At 53.2% G+C, this 17,349-nt stretch carries 16 protein-coding genes; 13 read left to right on the top strand and 3 right to left on the bottom strand.

Going from position 1 to position 17,349, the window contains the following annotated elements; all coding sequences use genetic code 11:
- Window positions 1–46: 46 nt before the first annotated feature.
- Genes CF651_RS05220 through CF651_RS05210 form a run of 3 tightly spaced genes read right to left on the bottom strand, consistent with a single transcriptional unit; the run spans window position 47 to window position 3,023 of the window.
- Window positions 47–1,432 carry a mandelate racemase/muconate lactonizing enzyme family protein gene (locus CF651_RS05220; protein ID WP_094013798.1) on the bottom strand — a complete coding sequence of 462 codons (1,386 nt, stop codon included), beginning with the start codon at window positions 1,430–1,432 and terminating at the stop codon, window positions 47–49.
- Between the two features lie 40 nt (window positions 1,433–1,472).
- Window positions 1,473–2,195: an SDR family NAD(P)-dependent oxidoreductase gene (locus CF651_RS05215; RefSeq protein WP_245855705.1), complete on the bottom strand. Its 723-nt coding sequence runs from the start codon at window positions 2,193–2,195 to the stop codon at window positions 1,473–1,475.
- A 39-nt stretch (window positions 2,196–2,234) separates the two neighbouring features.
- Window positions 2,235–3,023, bottom strand: a complete 789-nt coding sequence (locus tag CF651_RS05210; protein WP_094013796.1) for an SDR family NAD(P)-dependent oxidoreductase — start codon at window positions 3,021–3,023, stop codon at window positions 2,235–2,237.
- A gap of 361 nt (window positions 3,024–3,384) precedes the next feature.
- Between CF651_RS05210 and CF651_RS05205 the strand changes: the two genes are divergently transcribed.
- The 13 genes from CF651_RS05205 to rhaS all read left to right on the top strand — a co-directional run bounded on the left by CF651_RS05205 (window position 3,385) and on the right by rhaS (window position 17,270).
- Window positions 3,385–4,161, top strand: a complete 777-nt coding sequence (locus tag CF651_RS05205; RefSeq protein ID WP_094013795.1) for an ABC transporter permease subunit — start codon at window positions 3,385–3,387, stop codon at window positions 4,159–4,161.
- Between the two features lie 18 nt (window positions 4,162–4,179).
- On the top strand, window positions 4,180–4,950 hold the full coding sequence (locus tag CF651_RS05200) for an ABC transporter ATP-binding protein (RefSeq protein ID WP_094013794.1): 771 nt from the start codon (window positions 4,180–4,182) through the stop codon (window positions 4,948–4,950).
- Between the two features lie 33 nt (window positions 4,951–4,983).
- Window positions 4,984–6,618 carry an FAD-dependent oxidoreductase gene (locus tag CF651_RS05195; protein WP_094013793.1) on the top strand — a complete coding sequence of 545 codons (1,635 nt, stop codon included), beginning with the start codon at window positions 4,984–4,986 and terminating at the stop codon, window positions 6,616–6,618.
- Window positions 6,618–6,959 carry a 4Fe-4S dicluster domain-containing protein gene (locus CF651_RS05190; protein ID WP_094013792.1) on the top strand — a complete coding sequence of 114 codons (342 nt, stop codon included), beginning with the start codon at window positions 6,618–6,620 and terminating at the stop codon, window positions 6,957–6,959. Before CF651_RS05195 ends, CF651_RS05190 begins: the two co-directional genes overlap by 1 nt.
- 115 nt (window positions 6,960–7,074) lie before the next feature.
- Window positions 7,075–8,118 (top strand): ABC transporter substrate-binding protein, encoded by a 1,044-nt coding sequence (locus CF651_RS05185; protein ID WP_094013791.1) that lies wholly within the window; start codon window positions 7,075–7,077, stop codon window positions 8,116–8,118.
- 176 nt (window positions 8,119–8,294) lie between these two features.
- The gene (locus CF651_RS05180) at window positions 8,295–9,029 is read left to right on the top strand and encodes an HAD family hydrolase (protein WP_179232693.1); all 735 of its coding nucleotides are present in this window, start codon (window positions 8,295–8,297) and stop codon (window positions 9,027–9,029) included.
- A gap of 49 nt (window positions 9,030–9,078) precedes the next feature.
- On the top strand, window positions 9,079–9,513 hold the full coding sequence (locus CF651_RS05175; RefSeq protein WP_094013789.1) for a VOC family protein: 435 nt from the start codon (window positions 9,079–9,081) through the stop codon (window positions 9,511–9,513).
- A gap of 438 nt (window positions 9,514–9,951) precedes the next feature.
- The gene (locus CF651_RS05170) at window positions 9,952–10,728 is read left to right on the top strand and encodes a DeoR/GlpR family DNA-binding transcription regulator (RefSeq protein WP_094013788.1); all 777 of its coding nucleotides are present in this window, start codon (window positions 9,952–9,954) and stop codon (window positions 10,726–10,728) included.
- A gap of 53 nt (window positions 10,729–10,781) precedes the next feature.
- Complete coding sequence (locus CF651_RS05165; RefSeq protein ID WP_094013787.1) at window positions 10,782–12,269, top strand: sugar ABC transporter ATP-binding protein; 1,488 nt, start codon at window positions 10,782–10,784, stop codon at window positions 12,267–12,269.
- Window positions 12,270–12,495: 226 nt separating this feature from the next.
- The gene (locus CF651_RS05160; protein ID WP_094013786.1) at window positions 12,496–14,019 is read left to right on the top strand and encodes a sugar ABC transporter ATP-binding protein; all 1,524 of its coding nucleotides are present in this window, start codon (window positions 12,496–12,498) and stop codon (window positions 14,017–14,019) included.
- Window positions 14,020–14,036: 17 nt separating this feature from the next.
- On the top strand, window positions 14,037–15,071 hold the full coding sequence (locus tag CF651_RS05155) for an ABC transporter permease (RefSeq protein ID WP_094013785.1): 1,035 nt from the start codon (window positions 14,037–14,039) through the stop codon (window positions 15,069–15,071).
- Between the two features lie 3 nt (window positions 15,072–15,074).
- Window positions 15,075–16,067: an ABC transporter permease gene (locus CF651_RS05150; RefSeq protein ID WP_094013784.1), complete on the top strand. Its 993-nt coding sequence runs from the start codon at window positions 15,075–15,077 to the stop codon at window positions 16,065–16,067.
- A gap of 120 nt (window positions 16,068–16,187) precedes the next feature.
- A complete protein-coding gene (gene rhaS, locus CF651_RS05145; protein ID WP_094013783.1) occupies window positions 16,188–17,270 on the top strand; it encodes a rhamnose ABC transporter substrate-binding protein in 1,083 nt (360 codons plus the stop codon).
- Window positions 17,271–17,349: the final 79 nt, after the last annotated feature.

Raw genomic sequence — 17,349 nt, 5'->3', positions numbered from 1 at the left:
CACCCATGCCTGCTGCACGGGGGCACGGGCGGATTATTTTTCTAGCCTAGCTCCACAGCCTGTCATTGCCGTAAAAATGGTTCCACGAATCGGTGCTTTCCCACAGACCGGGAATTTGCGGGTGCAGGTGCTGTGCGATCACCTCATCGTTCAGATCTTCAATCCCGAGACCGGGGGCATCCGGTACGGTAATAAAGCCGTTTTGCAGCAAAGGCTTCGGCAGCTTGCTGATAATAATATCGTCCCACCAATCGACATCATTGGAATGGTACTCCAGAGCAAGGAAGTTCTCTGTCGCTGCGGCGGCATGTACGGCGGCCAGACAAGCGATTGGGCTTTCGGCCATATGGATAGCCATCGCTACTCCATATTCTTGAGCCATGTCGCCGATTTTTTTGGTCTCCAGAATACCGCCGGTGCTCAGCACATCCGGGTGAATGACCGATACCCCGCCGGAAGTAATCAACGGCTTGAAGTTTTCCTTCAAATAAATGTCTTCTCCGGTACATATCGGGGTGGATACCGAGCGCGCCAAGCGGACATATTGCTCCGTATACTGCCATGGAATCAGATCCTCCATCCAGGCCAGATTGTATTTATCAATCCGGCGGCCGAGCTTAATGCAATCCTCCACGCCGATATGACCGAAATGGTCAATGGCAATCGGCACCTCGTACCCGACGACGGCACGGACATCGGCGACATACTGCTCCAGTACGTCTAATCCTTTTTCCGTAATATGAATGCCGGTAAAAGGATGGGCGATGTTGTGCAGGTCATAGACGCGGCTGCGCAGCTCACGAAGCTCCTGCTCGGTTTGCTGCGAGCTTTTGCGGTTGTACCATTCCCTGGCAACCGCCCGCATTTCATCCATGAAGCCGAGCGGAGCGCTGACCGTACCGGGCTCGTTGGCCAATATGCCGAGGCCCAGGTCCATTTTGAGGAAGGTGAAGCCCTTCTCCATTCTTCTTTTTAAAGCCTGCCCCATGGCTGTGCCGGTATTTTTGCCGTCCACGTCGGTATCGCAGTACATTCGGATTTTGTCACGGAATTTGCCGCCGAGCATTTGATAAATCGGAATATGATAAGCCTTGCCGGCCAAATCCCACAGCGCAATCTCAATGCCGCTGACCCCGCCGCCTTGTCTCGCGTGCCCGCCGAACTGCTTGATTCTGCGGAACAGCTTGTCGATGTTGCAGGGGTTCTCGCCAATCAATCGGCTTTTCAGCTGCAGGGCGTACAGCTTGTCGGCGCCGTCCCGAACCTCTCCGAACCCGACCAGCCCTTGGTTGGTGTACACCTTGATCAGGCTGCAGTGCATCGGTGCCCCGACGATATCGGCAAAACGAATATCCGTGATGCGAAGCTCGGACGGCTTGGAATACGTATTGACATGAGCCAGGGTAGCTTCGTACGATTCTTTATTCAACATGAACCAGGTCTCCTTCAGGGTTCTCCCGTTTATGGTTTGTTTACAGCAGCATGCTGGCGCCGTCCATCCGAATGGACGCTCCGCTCAAAAACTGCGCCTCATCGGAGGCGATAAAGCAGACAAGGCTTCCGATATCATGGGGACGACCCGTCCGGCCCAGAGGGAATTTTCGGATGAGCTCGGCGCCGGACGATTCCTCAGGCTCAGGCCGGATTCGGACCGCGCCCGGCTCAATGGAATTGACTGTAATGCCGTATTGGCCCAATTCGATGGCACTTTCCCTGACGAGCATTTTGACAGCGCCTTTGGTCATGGAATAAACGGTATCGAAATCGGTAGGGCGTTTACCGTGGACGGAACAAATATTGATGATTCGGCCCGCTCCGTTCCTTCGCATATGCGGAACAACGGCCTGAATACACTGCCAATACCCTTTGACATTAATGTTCATCATCCGGTCGTACGTTTCTTCGTTATGCTGAAATAACGTGTAGTTTAGCTGTAATGCGGCGTTGTTGACGAGAATGTCGATGCTGCCCCACCGCTCGGTGACTTCCTGGATCATTGCCTCGATCTCGGGCCTCAACGATACATCGGCTTTCACGAGCATCCCTTCGCCACCGAGGTCTTCCAGCTGGCGCAGCGTTTCCTTGGCTCCGTTGTCGCTGTCCTTGGAGTTATAGTTCACAGCGACCTTCACGCCGTGCTTCGCCAGCGCGAGCGTTGTTCCACGTCCGATTCCGGAGCCTGCTCCGGTGACCACAGCTATTTTTCCAGTAAGGCTCAGCGGGTCCGCCTCCCTTCAGGTTGATGCAGGCTTGTTCATTTTATGGTTCATGTAATGAAGCAGGAAGCCGCCGTCGAGTCGAAGGTCTGCGCCGTTTACATAGCGGGACGCATCCGTTGCCAGATACAGGATGGCTTCCGCCAAATCGTTGTACGTCCCCATGACCGTACTCGGTATTTTATACTGCACATCCTCATACAGCGTAGAAAGGGTGCTTCTGAATCTGTCCTCATCGCCCTCGACGGGACCCAGCTCGATGGTGTTAACCTGAATCCCATACCGGCCCAGCTCCAGAGCAGCTTCCTTGGACAGCATTTTTACGGCGCTTCGCGACAGGCTGTACATGAAGGAGGAGCCCGTAGGCTTTTCCGCATGGATGGAGCTGATAAAGATGATTTTACCGGCACGCCGTTTCGCCATGCGGCTGCCGACGCTCTGGGTGCATACAAAAGCCGACTTGGCGTTGTCATCCATGACTTGAACAAATAAGTCCTCCGCACATGTTTCCACATTGGCCGTTTCGACGCGATTGTTATTGTGAATGAGGATGTCTACCGGACCGATGTGCTGCTCAGCCTCATCCAGCATAGCCATCACTTCGGCGCTATGGCACAAATCGAGACGAACGACCTTGAGGTTGGAGCCTGCGTTCAGGCAGTAAACCCGTTGCGCTTCAATATCGACACCCCCAGACGTGCTGTTCACAAGGAGATGGGCCCCTTCCCCGGCAAGATGCTGCATCAGTGCTTTTCCGGACGGGCTGTCGGAATCTGTAATGAAGATCGTCTTATGAAGTAATCTCAATACCGGCCCTCCTTTCCTGCAAAATACGATGTTTAATGCATTACCATCATACAAAGGGAACCCTTCCGGGTTCGATGCCGTAAATTTATGATTTTGTTTAATTTTTTTGGCAACCGCTTTTTTTCATTTAGACAAAATGCTAAATCTGTATTGACGAGTCTCTTCACGGGATGTTATAGTGAGTTCACTTTATTAATCCGAGTAAGTTCATAAGAATTGTTGTTATTACAGTATGGGCAAGTCTACCCTACGAAGAGGAGACTTCCACCTTTTTTCGTTTCATTTGGAAAAGGCAGGAGTCTCTTTGTGTTTTCATTCATGCATTCATCAACTCCACTTCACCAAAAGAGAGGGATAACACATGTCCAAACAAAAAATTGCAACATCCTGGCAGCCCTGGGTTCTACCTGTATTGGTGCTCGCCGCCTGGCAGGCGTTTGGCGCAGCCGGGCTCTTATCCGGGCGAATCCTTCCGACGCCAATCGAAGTCGTGCAAGCACTCGTCGAGGTCGTTAAGGATGGTACGCTCCTAGAATATGTAGGGGCAAGCACGCAGCGGGCTTTTCTGGGCTTTCTGATCGGAGGAAGCATTGCTTTTTTCATCGGGTTATTGAACGGGATTTTCCCGGTAGCGGAAAGGTATATCGACACATCGGTACAGATGCTGCGCACCATCCCGCACTTGGCGCTGATTCCGCTCGTCATACTCTGGTTCGGGATCGGAGAAACCTCCAAGCTGTTTCTGGTTGCTCTCGGAGTCGCCTTCCCGATTTATCTGAATACGTTCCACGGCATCCGCTCCGTTGATCCCGGATTGATCGAAATGGGACGGGTTTACGGGTTAAAGGGCATTTCCTTATTCACGCAGGTCATTTTGCCTGGGGCGCTTTCGAATATTTTGCTCGGCGTCCGTTTCTCGCTTGGCATCATGTGGATTACGCTGATCGTTGCGGAAACGATTGCCGCCGATTCCGGCATCGGTTATATGGCCTCTCACGCAAGGGAATATATGCGAATGGACGTTGTCGTGCTGTGTGTCATCTTGTATGCGCTGCTGGGCAAGCTGTCCGATCTGGCGGCCAAATTCCTCGAGCAGCGTTGGCTGCAGTGGCACCATAACTACATTCAGAAAGCCTAAAAGAAGGGGGAACATGAAATGACAATGAAAGAAGACGGCGTCAGGCTTCATACTCGTAATCTGGGCATTTCCTTCGGAGGGTCGGATGTGCTGAAGGACATTCATTTTCAAGCGGAGCCGGGTGAATTCGTTGCGATCGTAGGTCGAAGCGGCTGCGGTAAAAGCACGCTGCTCCGGCTGGTCGCAGGCCTCGAGAAGCCGTCGGACGGCTTGATCATGATCGACGGTCATGCGACCAAGGGAATCCATCCGGATACGCGGGTGCTGTTCCAGGATTCCAGACTGCTTCCATGGCGCAAAGCGGTCGATAATGTCCGCATCGGCGTGAAATCCAGGGATAAGCAGCTCGCATTCGACGCATTGAAGCAGGTGGGGCTGGAGGAGAAAGCGAACGCCTGGCCTGCCGTGCTGTCCGGGGGGCAAAGGCAGCGGGTTGCGCTGGCCCGGGCGCTGGCGGGCAGTCCGCGATTGCTGCTGCTGGATGAGCCGCTTGGAGCATTGGATGCGTTGACGCGCATCGAAATGCAGCAGCTGATCGAACGCTTGTGGAGCGAGCAGCGGTTTACCGTACTGCTCGTGACGCATGATGTCAGCGAAGCGGTCGCACTGGCCGATCGCGTAGTGCTTATTGAAGGCGGGAATATTGCGATGGATGTCAAAATCACGCTGCCCCGTCCACGGGAGCGGGACAGCGGTTTTGCTTACTTTGAGAAAATCATTTTGGACCGTCTTCTTTTGAAGGAGCCAGGGGCGTTACAGGATCAGCGAGAGCTTTCCTACTCAATATGACAGTTGAATTCATGGACAAAGGCGGGGGCATAGATGACTCAATATGATGTGAGATTGACTGCGGATGTACTGGTAATTGGCGGAGGTCCTTCCGGCACGTGGGCAGCCGTTACGGCAGCTCAAGAGGGCGCAAAGGTCGTGCTGGTGGATAAAGGCTATTGCGGAACGAGCGGAGCTACGGCACCGTCCGGCACAGGCGTCTGGTACGTGAACCCGACACCTGAGGAGCGGGAGCAGGCGATGAAAAGCCGTGAAGCGCTGGGCGGTTATTTGGCCGACCGGGGCTGGATGCAGCGGGTGCTGGACCGCACCTTTGCCAATACGAATCAGATTGCGGATTGGGGCTATGTATTTCCTGTCGATGAGCAGGGCATTTCGCAGCGTAAAAGCCTTCAGGGACCGGAATATATGAAGCTGATGCGCCGGCAGGTGCAGAAGGCGGGCGTCAAAATTCTCGATCATAGCCCGGCGTTGGAGCTTCTCGCGGATGAGCACGGTGTTGCCGGTGCAACGGGAACGAATATTCAAACGAAGGAAACCTGGCGTGTGGATGCATCTGCGGTTGTCATCGCAACAGGGGGCTGCGCTTTTCTGAGCAAGGCACTCGGGACCAATGTGTTGACAGGTGACGGGTACTTGCTGGCCGCTGAGGCCGGGGCCGATTTCTCCGGCATGGAATTTTCCACGGCCTACTCGTTGTGCCCGGCGTTCTCTCCGGTGACGAAATCGGCCTTCTATTCCTGGGCCACCTTCTATTACGAGGACGGCAGGGTCATCGAGGGGGCCGGATCGCAACGGGGCCGCTCCATTATTGCGCGGACACTGCTGACGCAGCCTGTCTACGCTCAGCTGGATAAAGCCGATGATGAGCTGAAAAGGGCTATGCGTAAGGCGCAGCCGAACTTTTTCCTCTCGTTCGACCGTCTGGGCATCGACCCGTTCACGCAAAAGTTTCCGGTAACGCTTCGGTTTGAAGGTACGGTTCGCGGCACCGGCGGTATTCATATTATCGATGAAAGCTGCGCGACGAAGGTGCCCGGACTCTATGCCGCAGGCGATGCGGCGACCCGTGAGCTGATCTGCGGAGGCTTTACCGGCGGGGGAAGCCATAACGCGGCCTGGGCGATGTCCTCAGGCTACTGGTCCGGCGAGGGGGCGGCCCGCTACGCGTTGAAGCTGGGCGTCCATGCTGCAAGCCGGAATGCCCAGGGGTTATCCGAGCGAACGGGGATTGCTACCCAGCCGACGGAGCGGAAGGGGAGCACGGATACAAGCGAGATCGTGAAGGCGGTTCAGGACGAAGTCTTCCCGTACGACCGCAACTGGTTCCGTACGGGAGCCGGTCTGGAGAGCGGTCTGCAGCGGCTCGACCGGGTGTGGAACGAAGTGAAGGGCGGACTGCAGGCTGCCGACGGCAACGCAGTCCGGGTTCGGGAAGCCGCGGCGATGACGGCTACGGCCCGCTGGATGTTTACGAGCGGTGCCGCACGCCAGGAGACGAGAGGCATGCACCGCCGCGAGGATTTCCCCGGGGCGGATGCGGGCCAGCATTACCGGCTGCTGAGCGGGGGGCTCGATCAGACGTGGGCCAGGCCGATCACCGCTTCGGAGGCGGCTGCAGCTTCTGCGTCAACGGAATTTATCATCCAGAGGGAGGCTGTCATCTAATGATTGAAATCATAAGTCAAGACCGCTGCGTCAACTGCAATCAATGCGTATCCGTATGCCCGACCAACGTATTTGATCCGGCAACGGAGGAGGGCGGCATTCCCAGCATTGCGAGGAAATCCGATTGCCAGAGCTGCTTCATGTGCGAGCTGTACTGCCCAACGGACGCTTTGTTCGTAGCGCCGCTTGCCGAGCAGGAGGCGGAATTTCAAGAATCCGAGCTGATTGAAGCCGGGCTGCTCGGCAGCTACCGCGCCAATTTGGGCTGGACCCGGGGCAGCAAATCGACAGCAGCGGACGATGGCTCGTACATCGTGTTCCGCCGCATGCACGGACACTAACCATACAAGGAGCTGTCATGTGACGCCTTATTGACGGCCAGGGCAGTTTAACCTATAGAGCGGCGCGGGGGATCCCGGCAGCCACACACATACTAGACAGACAGGGGTTCTGACGATGAAAACTTTTCGCAAGCATTGGACGTTTACCGCACTTCTTCTTACTTCCGTATTCTCGCTGGCTCTCTCCGGCTGCGGCACAGCAGGCTCGAAGCCGTCTGCTTCAAGCGCAGCGGCGCCAGCTCCCGTGCAAGCCTCGGGCCAAGCCGCAGAGACCAAGCTGGAGCCCAAGCTGCGTATCGGCTATATCGCTCCTAACAATAAGGGAACCATTACCGGCGTAGAAGGCTGGGCACAGAAAAAAGGGTATTTGGAGTCCGAGCTGAAAAAATACGGCGTGACCGACATTAGCATCAAATCGTTCCCTAATGGGCCCAATCTGAATGAAGCGTTGGCGTCCGGTGCGTTGGACGTGGGCATTTACGGCGACACACCGGCCATTAACGCCAGATCCGTCGGATTAAAAACAAAAGTGATTAATATTACCCAATCCGGGATGAACGCTTGGCTTGTAGCCAAGGCCGACGGACCTCAGAAGATCGAGGATTTGAAAGGGAAAAAAATCGCCACAGCCGACGGCTCTTACATGAGCCGCTACTTGAAGGGTCTGCTGCTGGAAAAAGGACTGGATAAGGACGTGAAGGTCGTTCACCTGCTGCCGGCAGATGGTGAGGCCGCACTGGCCCGGGGAGATATCGAAGCCTACGCTTATCCGACCGGTTTCGGTCCGCTGGTCATCGGCAAGGGCTATAAGGCGATTGACGAAGCCAAGCAGCATCCTGATCTGCGCGGCTCCAGCGTAACCGTGGCGAGCGAGGATTATTTGGCCAAAAATGCCGGGTTCGTGAAGGTATGGAACAGCATTCGTCAAAAAGCGGCCCAGGAAATTCAAGTGAATGCCGATGAGTTTTACAAGCTGTACGCGGAGTCCTCCGAATTCCCGGTTGACGTGGTCAAGGCTTCCTTCGATATTAAGCAATGGCAGGTGGAGGACTTCTCCGCGGACAGCTTGAAGCTCCTGGAGGGCACCAAAAAATATTTGTTTGACAATGGCGTCATCAAAAAGGATTTTAATTTGAACGACTGGATTTATAAGCCATAATTTTGAATGAAAATTTCACTCTTCCGGTCTACTGGAGACATGCTTCCCCGATCATTTCAAGGGGCATGTCTTTTTTGTTACAGCTGCGGAACTACAGTTTATCCGGGGTTGTATATGCAAGCCGTGTAATATAGATGAGGACGGGGCACTGTGATAAACTGGAAGCAGGCATCAAGATGGGAGTAACGGCAGACTCTTTAAGCTGCTTGGGCTTCTTGGGGATTGACCGAAGGATAGGGGAATCGGAAGACGTGAATGGAATTCAATGGATCTTTTTTGATTTGGGGGATACGCTGGTGGATGAGTCGCCTCCCTTCGAGGACAGCATTCAACAGCTGGTCGATGCCGCCAAGGGGTTAGGTTATTCGTTCGGGGTCGCTGAGCTTAGGGCGGAGCTGCTTCGCGCTTATGAGGAGATGCATGTGCAGCCGATGAGGGAGGCGTTAGCCCGGCTTGTTCCATCGGAGGACGACAGCAAAACAATCCGGCAAAGCATGAAATACCGAAAGGACAAAGAACGGCCATTCCCTGAGGCGGCACAGATCGTGCACCAATTGTCGGAACGTTACCGGCTTGGTGTCATTGCCAATCAAAGCCTGGGTACGGCCGAACGGCTGGAGCGTTATGGCATGCGCTCCTGCTTTCAGGTGATCTGCTCCTCCGCGGAGCTGGGGGTGGCTAAGCCGGACCCCCGCATCTTCGAGCAGGCATTGGCTGAGGCCGGCTGCTTGCCGGGGGAAGCAACTATGATCGGAGACCGGATCGATAACGATGTGATTCCGGCAAAACAGATGGGGATGAAAGCCGTATGGATCCGACAGGGCTTTGCCCGCAACCAGCCTGTGCCGGCGGGTGGGCTTGAGCCTGATGCCGTGATTTGGCGGCTGGAGGAGCTGCTGCAAATCTTTTAATCGTATCTTGCTTCGGAGATAACCCAATTGGAAATGGAGGTGAGTACGGATGAGCGAGCAGTTCCTGTTTACGCGCGTAGGTTATGTTTATATACCGACCTCCGACCTCGACGGCTCCATCGCATGGTACACGCGCCACCTTAGCTTTAAGCTGGTCAATAAATTCGAGGACCGCGGCTCATTCCTTGCCGTGCTGCATCATCCGCATCAGCATGCCATCGCGTTGCTCCTTATCGAGACGGTGGATAAGAACCGCTTGGAAATTACCCGCAACGGGAAGCCATTTCCCATCATGGCTTTGAATTGCCCAAATATCGAAACAACACACCGTATCCTGATGGACAGCGGTGTGGAAGTGGAGAACCTGCATACCTTGGGCACAGGCGAAGCCAAATATTTTTATTTCCGCGATAACGAAGGTAACCTGCTGGAAGCCGCGTGGTCTCGATGGGATCGGGAAGACACGATTAAACGGGATTGGTGAATTTTACATTGGACGATGGAGACCCGGAAGTTCCGCCGCAGTTTGCATGCGAGGCAGGTGGGGGTGAATGTACCCGGAATATGACAAGGGCATTCACGGATGGGAATACCTGCTTTCATACCTGACTGGGAGTAAAGAAGTAGCACAAAGCACAGAGTAGAACGGAGGGAGTCAGGTGTGGGGTGGAGGAGCGGAGCGTCCGCCTTTGAAACTTGTGTTCTACCGCTGCTTGGTTGGATTCAAGGAACACGAGTTTCAACAGCGGCCGGAGCCCCACACCTGACTCCCTCCCCACGCACAAACGTATAGGGTTCACTCAACGACGCCGCAAGGCGTCTTTCTTGTGTGTAAACATCGAACACAATCGAAACAAAACATGGTATAATACAGCCAAATGACGATAATGGTATTTCGATAAGCTATAAGGAGTTTTTTATTATGTTTGCACTGGAACGTTTGAATAAAATAAAAGAGCTGGTTCTGAAGCAGAAGCGCGTTGACGTCTTCGAGCTGAGCGAAATGTTCTCCGTCACGGAGGTGACGATTCGCAGAGATTTGGACAAGCTGGAGCAAAGCGGCTTTCTGGTGAAGACCTACGGCGGCGCGGTGCTCAACGAGATTGTCGCTGCCCCTGCCGCGGCCGTTCAAGCAGAAGGGGATGCCAAGCAAGCCGAGGAGAAGCGGATGATCGGCAAAATTGCTTCCCAGATGGTGGAGGACGGGGAGGCCATTTTTCTTGGAGCGGGCAGCACTTGTATGGAAATTGCGAAAAATATTAAGGACAAGAAGATTACCGTGCTCACGAACGATCTGGCCACCGGACTGGAGCTTAAGGATGCGACGGGGCTGAAGACCATCGTGATCGGCGGAGATTTGGTACCTTCCACCTCGATGCTTGTCGGCGGCTTTGCATTGCAGATGCTGAAGGGCATATATATCAATAAAGCGTTTTTGGGTGTCAAAGGGGCTCAGTTCGATTCCGGCTACACGGTCAGCAATTACGAGGAAGCGATGATTTTGCAGGAGGTCAGTAAAATTTCCAGCGAGATCATCATTGCCGCGGACTATACGAAGTTCAATGCAAAGGGCTTTGCCCGCTTGGGTGATTTGACGATGGCGAAGAAAGTGATCACGAACAAACAGGTGCCGGGCGAGTACAAGAAATATTATTTCGAGCAAGCGGTGAAGCTGTATACGACCTTTGAATTTCAGTAGGCTACCCTGTTTTCTAACCGATCATTCTATAGAGAAGAAGAGGGGCATCAACAGTGAATCATTTTTTGGAAATGAGAGGAATTACAAAGCGGTTCCATGATCATGTAGTGCTGAACCGCGTTCATTTTAACGCCGACGCAGGGCAGGTGCACGCGTTGATCGGGGAGAACGGAGCGGGGAAATCTACGCTGATGAAGGTGCTGGCAGGCTTGTTCGAGCCGGATGAGGGGACGATTTATTTAAACGGCGAGCCGGTATCGATCCAGAGCCCGAAGCAGTCCCAAGAGCTTGGCATTGCAATGATCTATCAGGAGATCAGGCTGTTTCAAGATTTGGACATTACTGAAAACGTCTTCATGCGCAGGGAGCCCGTCAAGAAATGGAGCCGGCTCATTGATTGGGATAAAGCCTATAAGGAGACGCGCAAATATTTGGACGATTTCGGACTTGCGTTTCATGCCCGGACGCCTGTGAAGTCGCTTAGCAGCGGCCAGCAAAAGTTTGTCGAGATCATCAAGGCGCTGTCGCAGAACGCCAAGATCATCATTATGGATGAGCCTACCGCGGCTTTGACGGAGCAGGAAATTGAAACCTTGTTTAAAGTCATCCGGGATTTGAAAAAATGGGGCGTTGCCGTCATTTACATTTCCCATCGGATCGAAGAAATTATTCAGATTGCCGATCAGATGACCGTGATCCGCGATGGCGAAGCGGTGCAAACGTGCAACGTGAATGAAGTGGAGCTCCACGATATTGTGAAGGCGATGGCAGGCAAGGAGCTGGACGACCGGTTCCCGAAGCTGAAGGTGAAGCTCGGCAAGGAAGTGCTGCGGCTCGACAATGTCTCGTATTACGGCCGCATACGCAATATTCAATTGGGTGTTCGAAGAGGGGAAATCATAGGACTCACCGGCTTGACCGGCTCCGGCAGGCGGACGCTCGCGAAGGTGCTGTTCGGCATCAACGGCCCTTTTGAAGGGACGATCAAGCTGCAGGGCAAAACATTTACCTCAATGACGCCGAACCTGGCCAAAAAGAACGGGCTGTGCTATGTAACCGGCATTAACACGGAGGAAAGCCTGCTCCCGAACTCCCCGATCCGGGAAAATATTACGCTGACGAATCTTGAACGGATTTCGAGCTTCGGCTTTCTGAATGCGGAGAAGGAAAGAAAAGCGGCGCAGGATATGATCAACCGGCTCGAAATCGAAATCGACGAGGGCGAATCGGCGGGCAATTTGAGCGGCGGGAAGCAGAAGAAGGTCAATTTTGCAAAATGGCTGTTCGCTAACGCGCAGGTGCTTATTATTGAGGAGCCGACGGCCGGCATCGATATCGGCTCGAAGATTGACATTTACAACATGATGAACGAGCTCGTGCTGTCCGGAGCCTCCATCATTATAATTTCGTCGGATTTATCGGAAATTTTGGGCATGTCGGACCGGATTGCAGTTATGTATAACGGGGAAATCCGTAAAGTGTTCGAGCGCGAGGAGGCTACGCAGGAAAGCATCCTGTATTACGCCTCAGGCGGCAAATAAACCGGGCGAGAGGGCTGAAAGCTGTATAGAGGGGAACTTATCTATACGGCTTTTTTTGATGGACTCCGTGGCGGGAGCATGTTTATAAAAAACAGCTTGTTTTATTGAAAAGGACACAAACGAACATAAAGGATACAAAATGAAATAAAAAAGTGTGGTATTTTCTGAACGGTCGTGTTATATTGTTACTCAGAGAAACATACAACAACAGCGGGCAGGGGATAAAATGAGCGAGTTTGTTCTTGAATTGAGAGCGATTACAAAGACGTTCCCGGGAGTCAAAGCTCTTGACCGTGTGCATTTCCAGCTGAAGGCGGGGGAAATTCATGCGTTGATGGGAGAGAACGGTGCGGGAAAGTCCACATTCATAAAGGTCATTACAGGTGTCCATCAGCCGGATGAGGGTGAAATGCTTATCCGCGGGGAGAAGGTTTCGTTTCAGGGACCGAATGATGCCAAGAAGTACGGAATCGCCGCGATTTACCAGCATGTAACATGCTACCCGGACCTTAGCGTAACGGAAAACATTTTTATGGGGCACGAGAAAATACACAAAGGAACCAAACGCATTCTTTGGAACGACATGCATGCCGAGGCGGAGAAGCTGCTGCAATCCTTGGGCGCATCCTTCGGTCCCAAAACAATTATGGGAACCTTGAGCGTAGCGGAGCAGCAAATCGTCGAAATTGCGAAAGCGCTCTCAACGAATGCGAAGATCATTATTATGGATGAGCCGACAGCTGCGCTGACGCAAAGAGAGAGCGAGGAGCTGTACCGGATTACCGAGCAGCTTCGGGACAACGGCGTTGCCATCATTTTCATCTCGCACCGGTTTGAGGATATGTACCGTTTGGCGAGCAAGGTAACCGTGTTCCGGGATGCCCGTTATATCGGGACTTGGGGCGTCGATGAGATTGCCAACGAGGACCTCATCGTAGCTATGGTCGGCCGGGAGATCACCCAGTTGTACCCGAAAAAAGAAGCTGTCGTGGGGGAGGAAATCCTGCGGATCGAGGGACTGGGGCGCACCGGATATTTCGCCGACATCTCCTTGCAGCTGCGCAGGGGAGAAGTGCTGGGGCTTACGGGGCTCGTCGGCGCAGGCCGGACGGAAATATGCCAAACGCTGTTCGGGATCGAGCAGGCGGATCAAGGCGATATTTACGTGAAGCAAAATAAAACGGTCATCCGCAGTCCGCAGGATGCGATCCGGCTGGGCATCGGCTATTTGCCCGAGGATCGGCAGAAGCAGGGTCTGGTTCTGGACTGGGATATCGGGCGCAACATTACGCTCGCCGAGATCGATACGTACGCGACAGGCGGATGGCTTAACGAAGCCCGCGAAACGAAAGTATCGAAGTCATTGGCGGAGAAGGTCAGCGTCAAGGCTCAGAGCATTTACGATCTGGTCAGCTCCTTATCCGGCGGCAATCAGCAAAAGGTTGTATTCGCCAAGCTGCTGACAGCCAAGCTGGATGTGCTCATTCTGGATGAGCCGACCAAAGGTGTCGATGTAGGCGCCAAATATGCCATTTATGAAATTATTAACGACTTGGCCGCCCAAGGCTACGGTATCATTCTCGTTTCCTCGGATATGCCGGAGGTCATCGGGATGAGCGACCGGATCATGGTCATGCGCGAAGGCAGAATTACGGCACATCTGACCAAAGACGAGGTCACCCAGGAAGCGATTCTGGAAGCATCCATGAGCGACCGGCCCGCCGCCTTGCATGGCATGGGATCAAGATAGAGAGGAAGAATCCGGACATGAGTAATGAGGCTGTTACAAAAAGCTTAGCTGCCCCGGCTGCAGACAAAAGGACACTTGGCGCAAGCATTGCGAAGTTTCGCGAATTAGGACTATTGGTTTTTATTATTGTATTATCCGTGCTGGTACAGCTGAACAATTCCAGCTTCCTGACGCTGGAAAATATGAACGATCTGATCACGAACACCGCCATTCTCAGCATACTGAGCGTGGGGATGATGCTCGTAATTATTACCCGCGGGATCGATCTCTCGATCGGTGCCACGCTGGCCTTGTCGGGCATGATCTCGGCGATGACTGTAAGCGCTTATCCGAATTTGAATCCGGTTGCCGTCCTGATTCTGGGCACGCTGGTCGGTCTCGTCAGCGGGATTGTGATCGGGCTCTTGATCGCTAAAACCGGCGTCCTGCCTATCATTGCCACACTTGGGATGATGAATGTGATCCGGGGGCTCACCTTTACCGTAAGCGGCGGCAAATGGGTAAGCGCCCATCAAATGCCGGACAGCTTTAAAGCGATTGCAACCGGTTCGGTGCTGGGGATTAACAATTTAATTTTTATTGCCATAATCATCTATATCATGTTCTACTACTTCATCAATCATACGCGGACCGGACGTCAAATATATGCGGTCGGCAGCAACCCGGAATCGGCTAAAATCAGCGGGATCAACAATGAGAAAATTTTGTGGATGGTGTACTCCATCATGGGGGGCTTGTCCGGCTTGGCGGGTGTCCTCTGGGTATCCAAATTCGCCTCGGCTCAAGGGGATACGGCTTCCGGCTACGAACTGAGTGTCATCGCGGCTTGTGTGCTGGGCGGGGTAAGCATTGCCGGCGGTTCAGGGAAAATATCCGGAATCTTGCTGGGCTCCATCCTTCTCGGGATCTTGAACAATGCGCTTCCGCTCATTAATGTGTCCCCCTTCTGGCAAATGGCGATTCAGGGGACGATTATTTTGATCGCCGTACTCGTCAATGCCTTGGTGAAGCGCGGCGTGGACCGCAATCATCTCATGAGGAGGAAAGTGTAACGTATGGAACTCAGAACAATTCAGGACAAGAAGCCCTTCAGCTATCGTACGTTTTTCTTTCAATGGGAATGGATGCTGATTGTTATTTTTATCGCAGTGAATGTAATGAATGCAAACTTGTCTCCTTACTATATGAATTTGGATAGCTTGCGGGACGCCACGATGGGATTTCTGGACAAAGCGTTTATCGTTCTGCCGATGGTACTGATCATGATCTTGGGGGAAATCGACATTTCCGTCGCTTCCACCGTGGCCTTATCCAGCGTCATTATGGCCGATCTGTACAGTAAGGGCGTTCCGATGGGGCTGGCAATGGTCATTTGCCTTCTGGTCGGTACCGTATGCGGATTGATCAACGGCTTGCTTATTGTAAAATTCAAGGAGCTGTCCTCCGTTATCATCACACTGGCCACCATGATTATATATCGCGGTATTGCCTACATGCTTCTCGAGGATCAGGCCAAGGGCCAGTTCCCGGACTGGTTCAGCTTTTTCGGCTGGGAATATGTTGCAGGGATCCCGTTCATTCTTATCGTGTTTGCCGTTTTCGCGGTCATTTATACACTGCTGCTGCATAAAACAACCTTCGGCCGACGCATCTATGCGATGGGGAACAACCTTACCGCAAGCCGATTCTCCGGAATCCAGGTCGATAAGATCAAAGTGATTGTGTTCGCACTCGCCGGGTTGATGGCCGCAGTAACCGCAATCTTCCTGACCTCCCGCATGGGCAGCACCAGACCTAACGTAGCTACAGGCTATGAGCTGGATGTCATTGCGATGGTCGTGCTTGGCGGTATCAGTACTGCCGGCGGGAGGGGCAAAATGGTTGGAGCGATTATCGCCGTGTTCTTAATCGGCCTGCTCAGCTATGGACTCGGCCTGGTCAATGTACCGGCCCAGGTGCTGATGATCATTATCGGTCTGCTGCTGATCTTCGCGGTCGCGCTGCCGAAGCTGAAGATGAATAAGAAGAAGCTGCGAAAGGCTTCGTAAGCAGGTGTACTGCGGCACCGTTCGGCGGTAGCGCGGGACGTTCTTGGTTGAAATCGTTTTCGTCGAACGGCTGCCGATAGGTATAGATGAGTTTTCCAACAAAAAGGGAGGATGTTCCAAATGAGAAAAATGTGGACTACATGCTTGACTGCTGTGCTAAGTTTATCGCTTCTATCCGCCTGCGGCCAATCGTCGGCACCGGCCGGTTCCGGCAAAGCGGAGACACCGAAGCAATCGGAAGCCGCGAAGCCGGCGGACAGCGGATCGGGGGGCAAGAAGAAATTTGCCATCATCTTCAAAAATACAGGCAACCCGTACGGCGAGAAGCAGATGGAAGGCTTTAAAAATGCGATTACGGAGCTGGGCGGGGAGCCGATTCTGAAAGCCCCGGATCAGCCGACAGCTGAAGCGCAGATCAAAATGATCGAGGAGCTGATTTCCCAGAAGGTCGATTCCATCGCCGTTGTAGCGAACGATCCAGACGCGCTGCAGCCTGCTTTGAAAAAAGCGATGAATGCCGGCATCAAAGTACTGTCCTTGGACTCGGCTGTTAACTCGAAGAGCCGTCTGGTGCACATTAACCAGGCAGACCCGGAACGCATCGGCCGCGTACAGATCCAGGCGATCTCCGACATGATCGGCGGCAAAGGGGAAATTGCAGTACTGAGCGCGACAAGTCAGGCAACGAATCAAAATACATGGATCGAGTGGATGAAAAAAGAGCTGACGGATCCGAAGTATAAAGATATCAAGCTGGTCAAAGTCGCTTACGGTGACGATCTCCGTGATAAAAGCGTTTCGGAAACCGAAGCTTTGTTGAAATCGTATCCGAACCTGAAAGGGATCATCGCTCCGACAACGGTAGGTATCGCAGCTGCCGGTAAAGTATTGACGGATAAAGGCTTGAAGGATAAAGTACAGCTGACCGGACTTGGCCTGCCAAGCGAGATGGCGCAATATATCGAAAGCGGCGTCAGCCAATGGATGTACCTGTGGAACCCGATTGATGTAGGCTACCTGGCTGGCTATGCAGCCGATGCTTTGGTCAAGGGCACGATCACAGGCAAAGATGGAGATAAGTTCAAGGCTGGAAGACTGGGCGACAAAACGATTGTAAAAGACGGGGAAGGCACGCAAATCATGCTTGGAGATCCGTTCAAATTCGATGCGAAAAATATCGCAGAGTGGAAAAAGGTTTACTAAGGTCATAGCGCAGCTGCCTCGATGCGGAATCGGGGCGGCTGTTTTTTTGTTCGATTAAGGAGTTACCATGAGATGCAGC

It is taken from the genome of Paenibacillus rigui, from assembly GCF_002234615.1.
GTDB lineage: Bacteria > Bacillota > Bacilli > Paenibacillales > NBRC-103111 > Paenibacillus_S > Paenibacillus_S rigui.
This window is presented reverse-complemented; position numbering and strand designations above follow the sequence as displayed.

What these genes read in the sequence shown, in the direction of transcription:
- CF651_RS05220 (WP_094013798.1), bottom strand. Translation starts at nt 1,432, where the DNA reads ATGTTGAATAAAGAATCGTACGAAGCTACCCTGGCTCATGTCAATACG.
- CF651_RS05205 (WP_094013795.1), top strand. Translation starts at nt 3,385, where the DNA reads ATGTCCAAACAAAAAATTGCAACATCCTGGCAGCCCTGGGTTCTACCT.
- CF651_RS05200 (WP_094013794.1), top strand. Translation starts at nt 4,180, where the DNA reads ATGACAATGAAAGAAGACGGCGTCAGGCTTCATACTCGTAATCTGGGC.
- CF651_RS05195 (WP_094013793.1), top strand. Translation starts at nt 4,984, where the DNA reads ATGACTCAATATGATGTGAGATTGACTGCGGATGTACTGGTAATTGGC.
- CF651_RS05190 (WP_094013792.1), top strand. Translation starts at nt 6,618, where the DNA reads ATGATTGAAATCATAAGTCAAGACCGCTGCGTCAACTGCAATCAATGC.
- CF651_RS05185 (WP_094013791.1), top strand. Translation starts at nt 7,075, where the DNA reads ATGAAAACTTTTCGCAAGCATTGGACGTTTACCGCACTTCTTCTTACT.
- CF651_RS05180 (WP_179232693.1), top strand. Translation starts at nt 8,295, where the DNA reads ATGGGAGTAACGGCAGACTCTTTAAGCTGCTTGGGCTTCTTGGGGATT.
- CF651_RS05175 (WP_094013789.1), top strand. Translation starts at nt 9,079, where the DNA reads ATGAGCGAGCAGTTCCTGTTTACGCGCGTAGGTTATGTTTATATACCG.
- CF651_RS05170 (WP_094013788.1), top strand. Translation starts at nt 9,952, where the DNA reads ATGTTTGCACTGGAACGTTTGAATAAAATAAAAGAGCTGGTTCTGAAG.
- CF651_RS05160 (WP_094013786.1), top strand. Translation starts at nt 12,496, where the DNA reads ATGAGCGAGTTTGTTCTTGAATTGAGAGCGATTACAAAGACGTTCCCG.
- CF651_RS05155 (WP_094013785.1), top strand. Translation starts at nt 14,037, where the DNA reads ATGAGTAATGAGGCTGTTACAAAAAGCTTAGCTGCCCCGGCTGCAGAC.
- CF651_RS05150 (WP_094013784.1), top strand. Translation starts at nt 15,075, where the DNA reads ATGGAACTCAGAACAATTCAGGACAAGAAGCCCTTCAGCTATCGTACG.
- rhaS (WP_094013783.1), top strand. Translation starts at nt 16,188, where the DNA reads ATGAGAAAAATGTGGACTACATGCTTGACTGCTGTGCTAAGTTTATCG.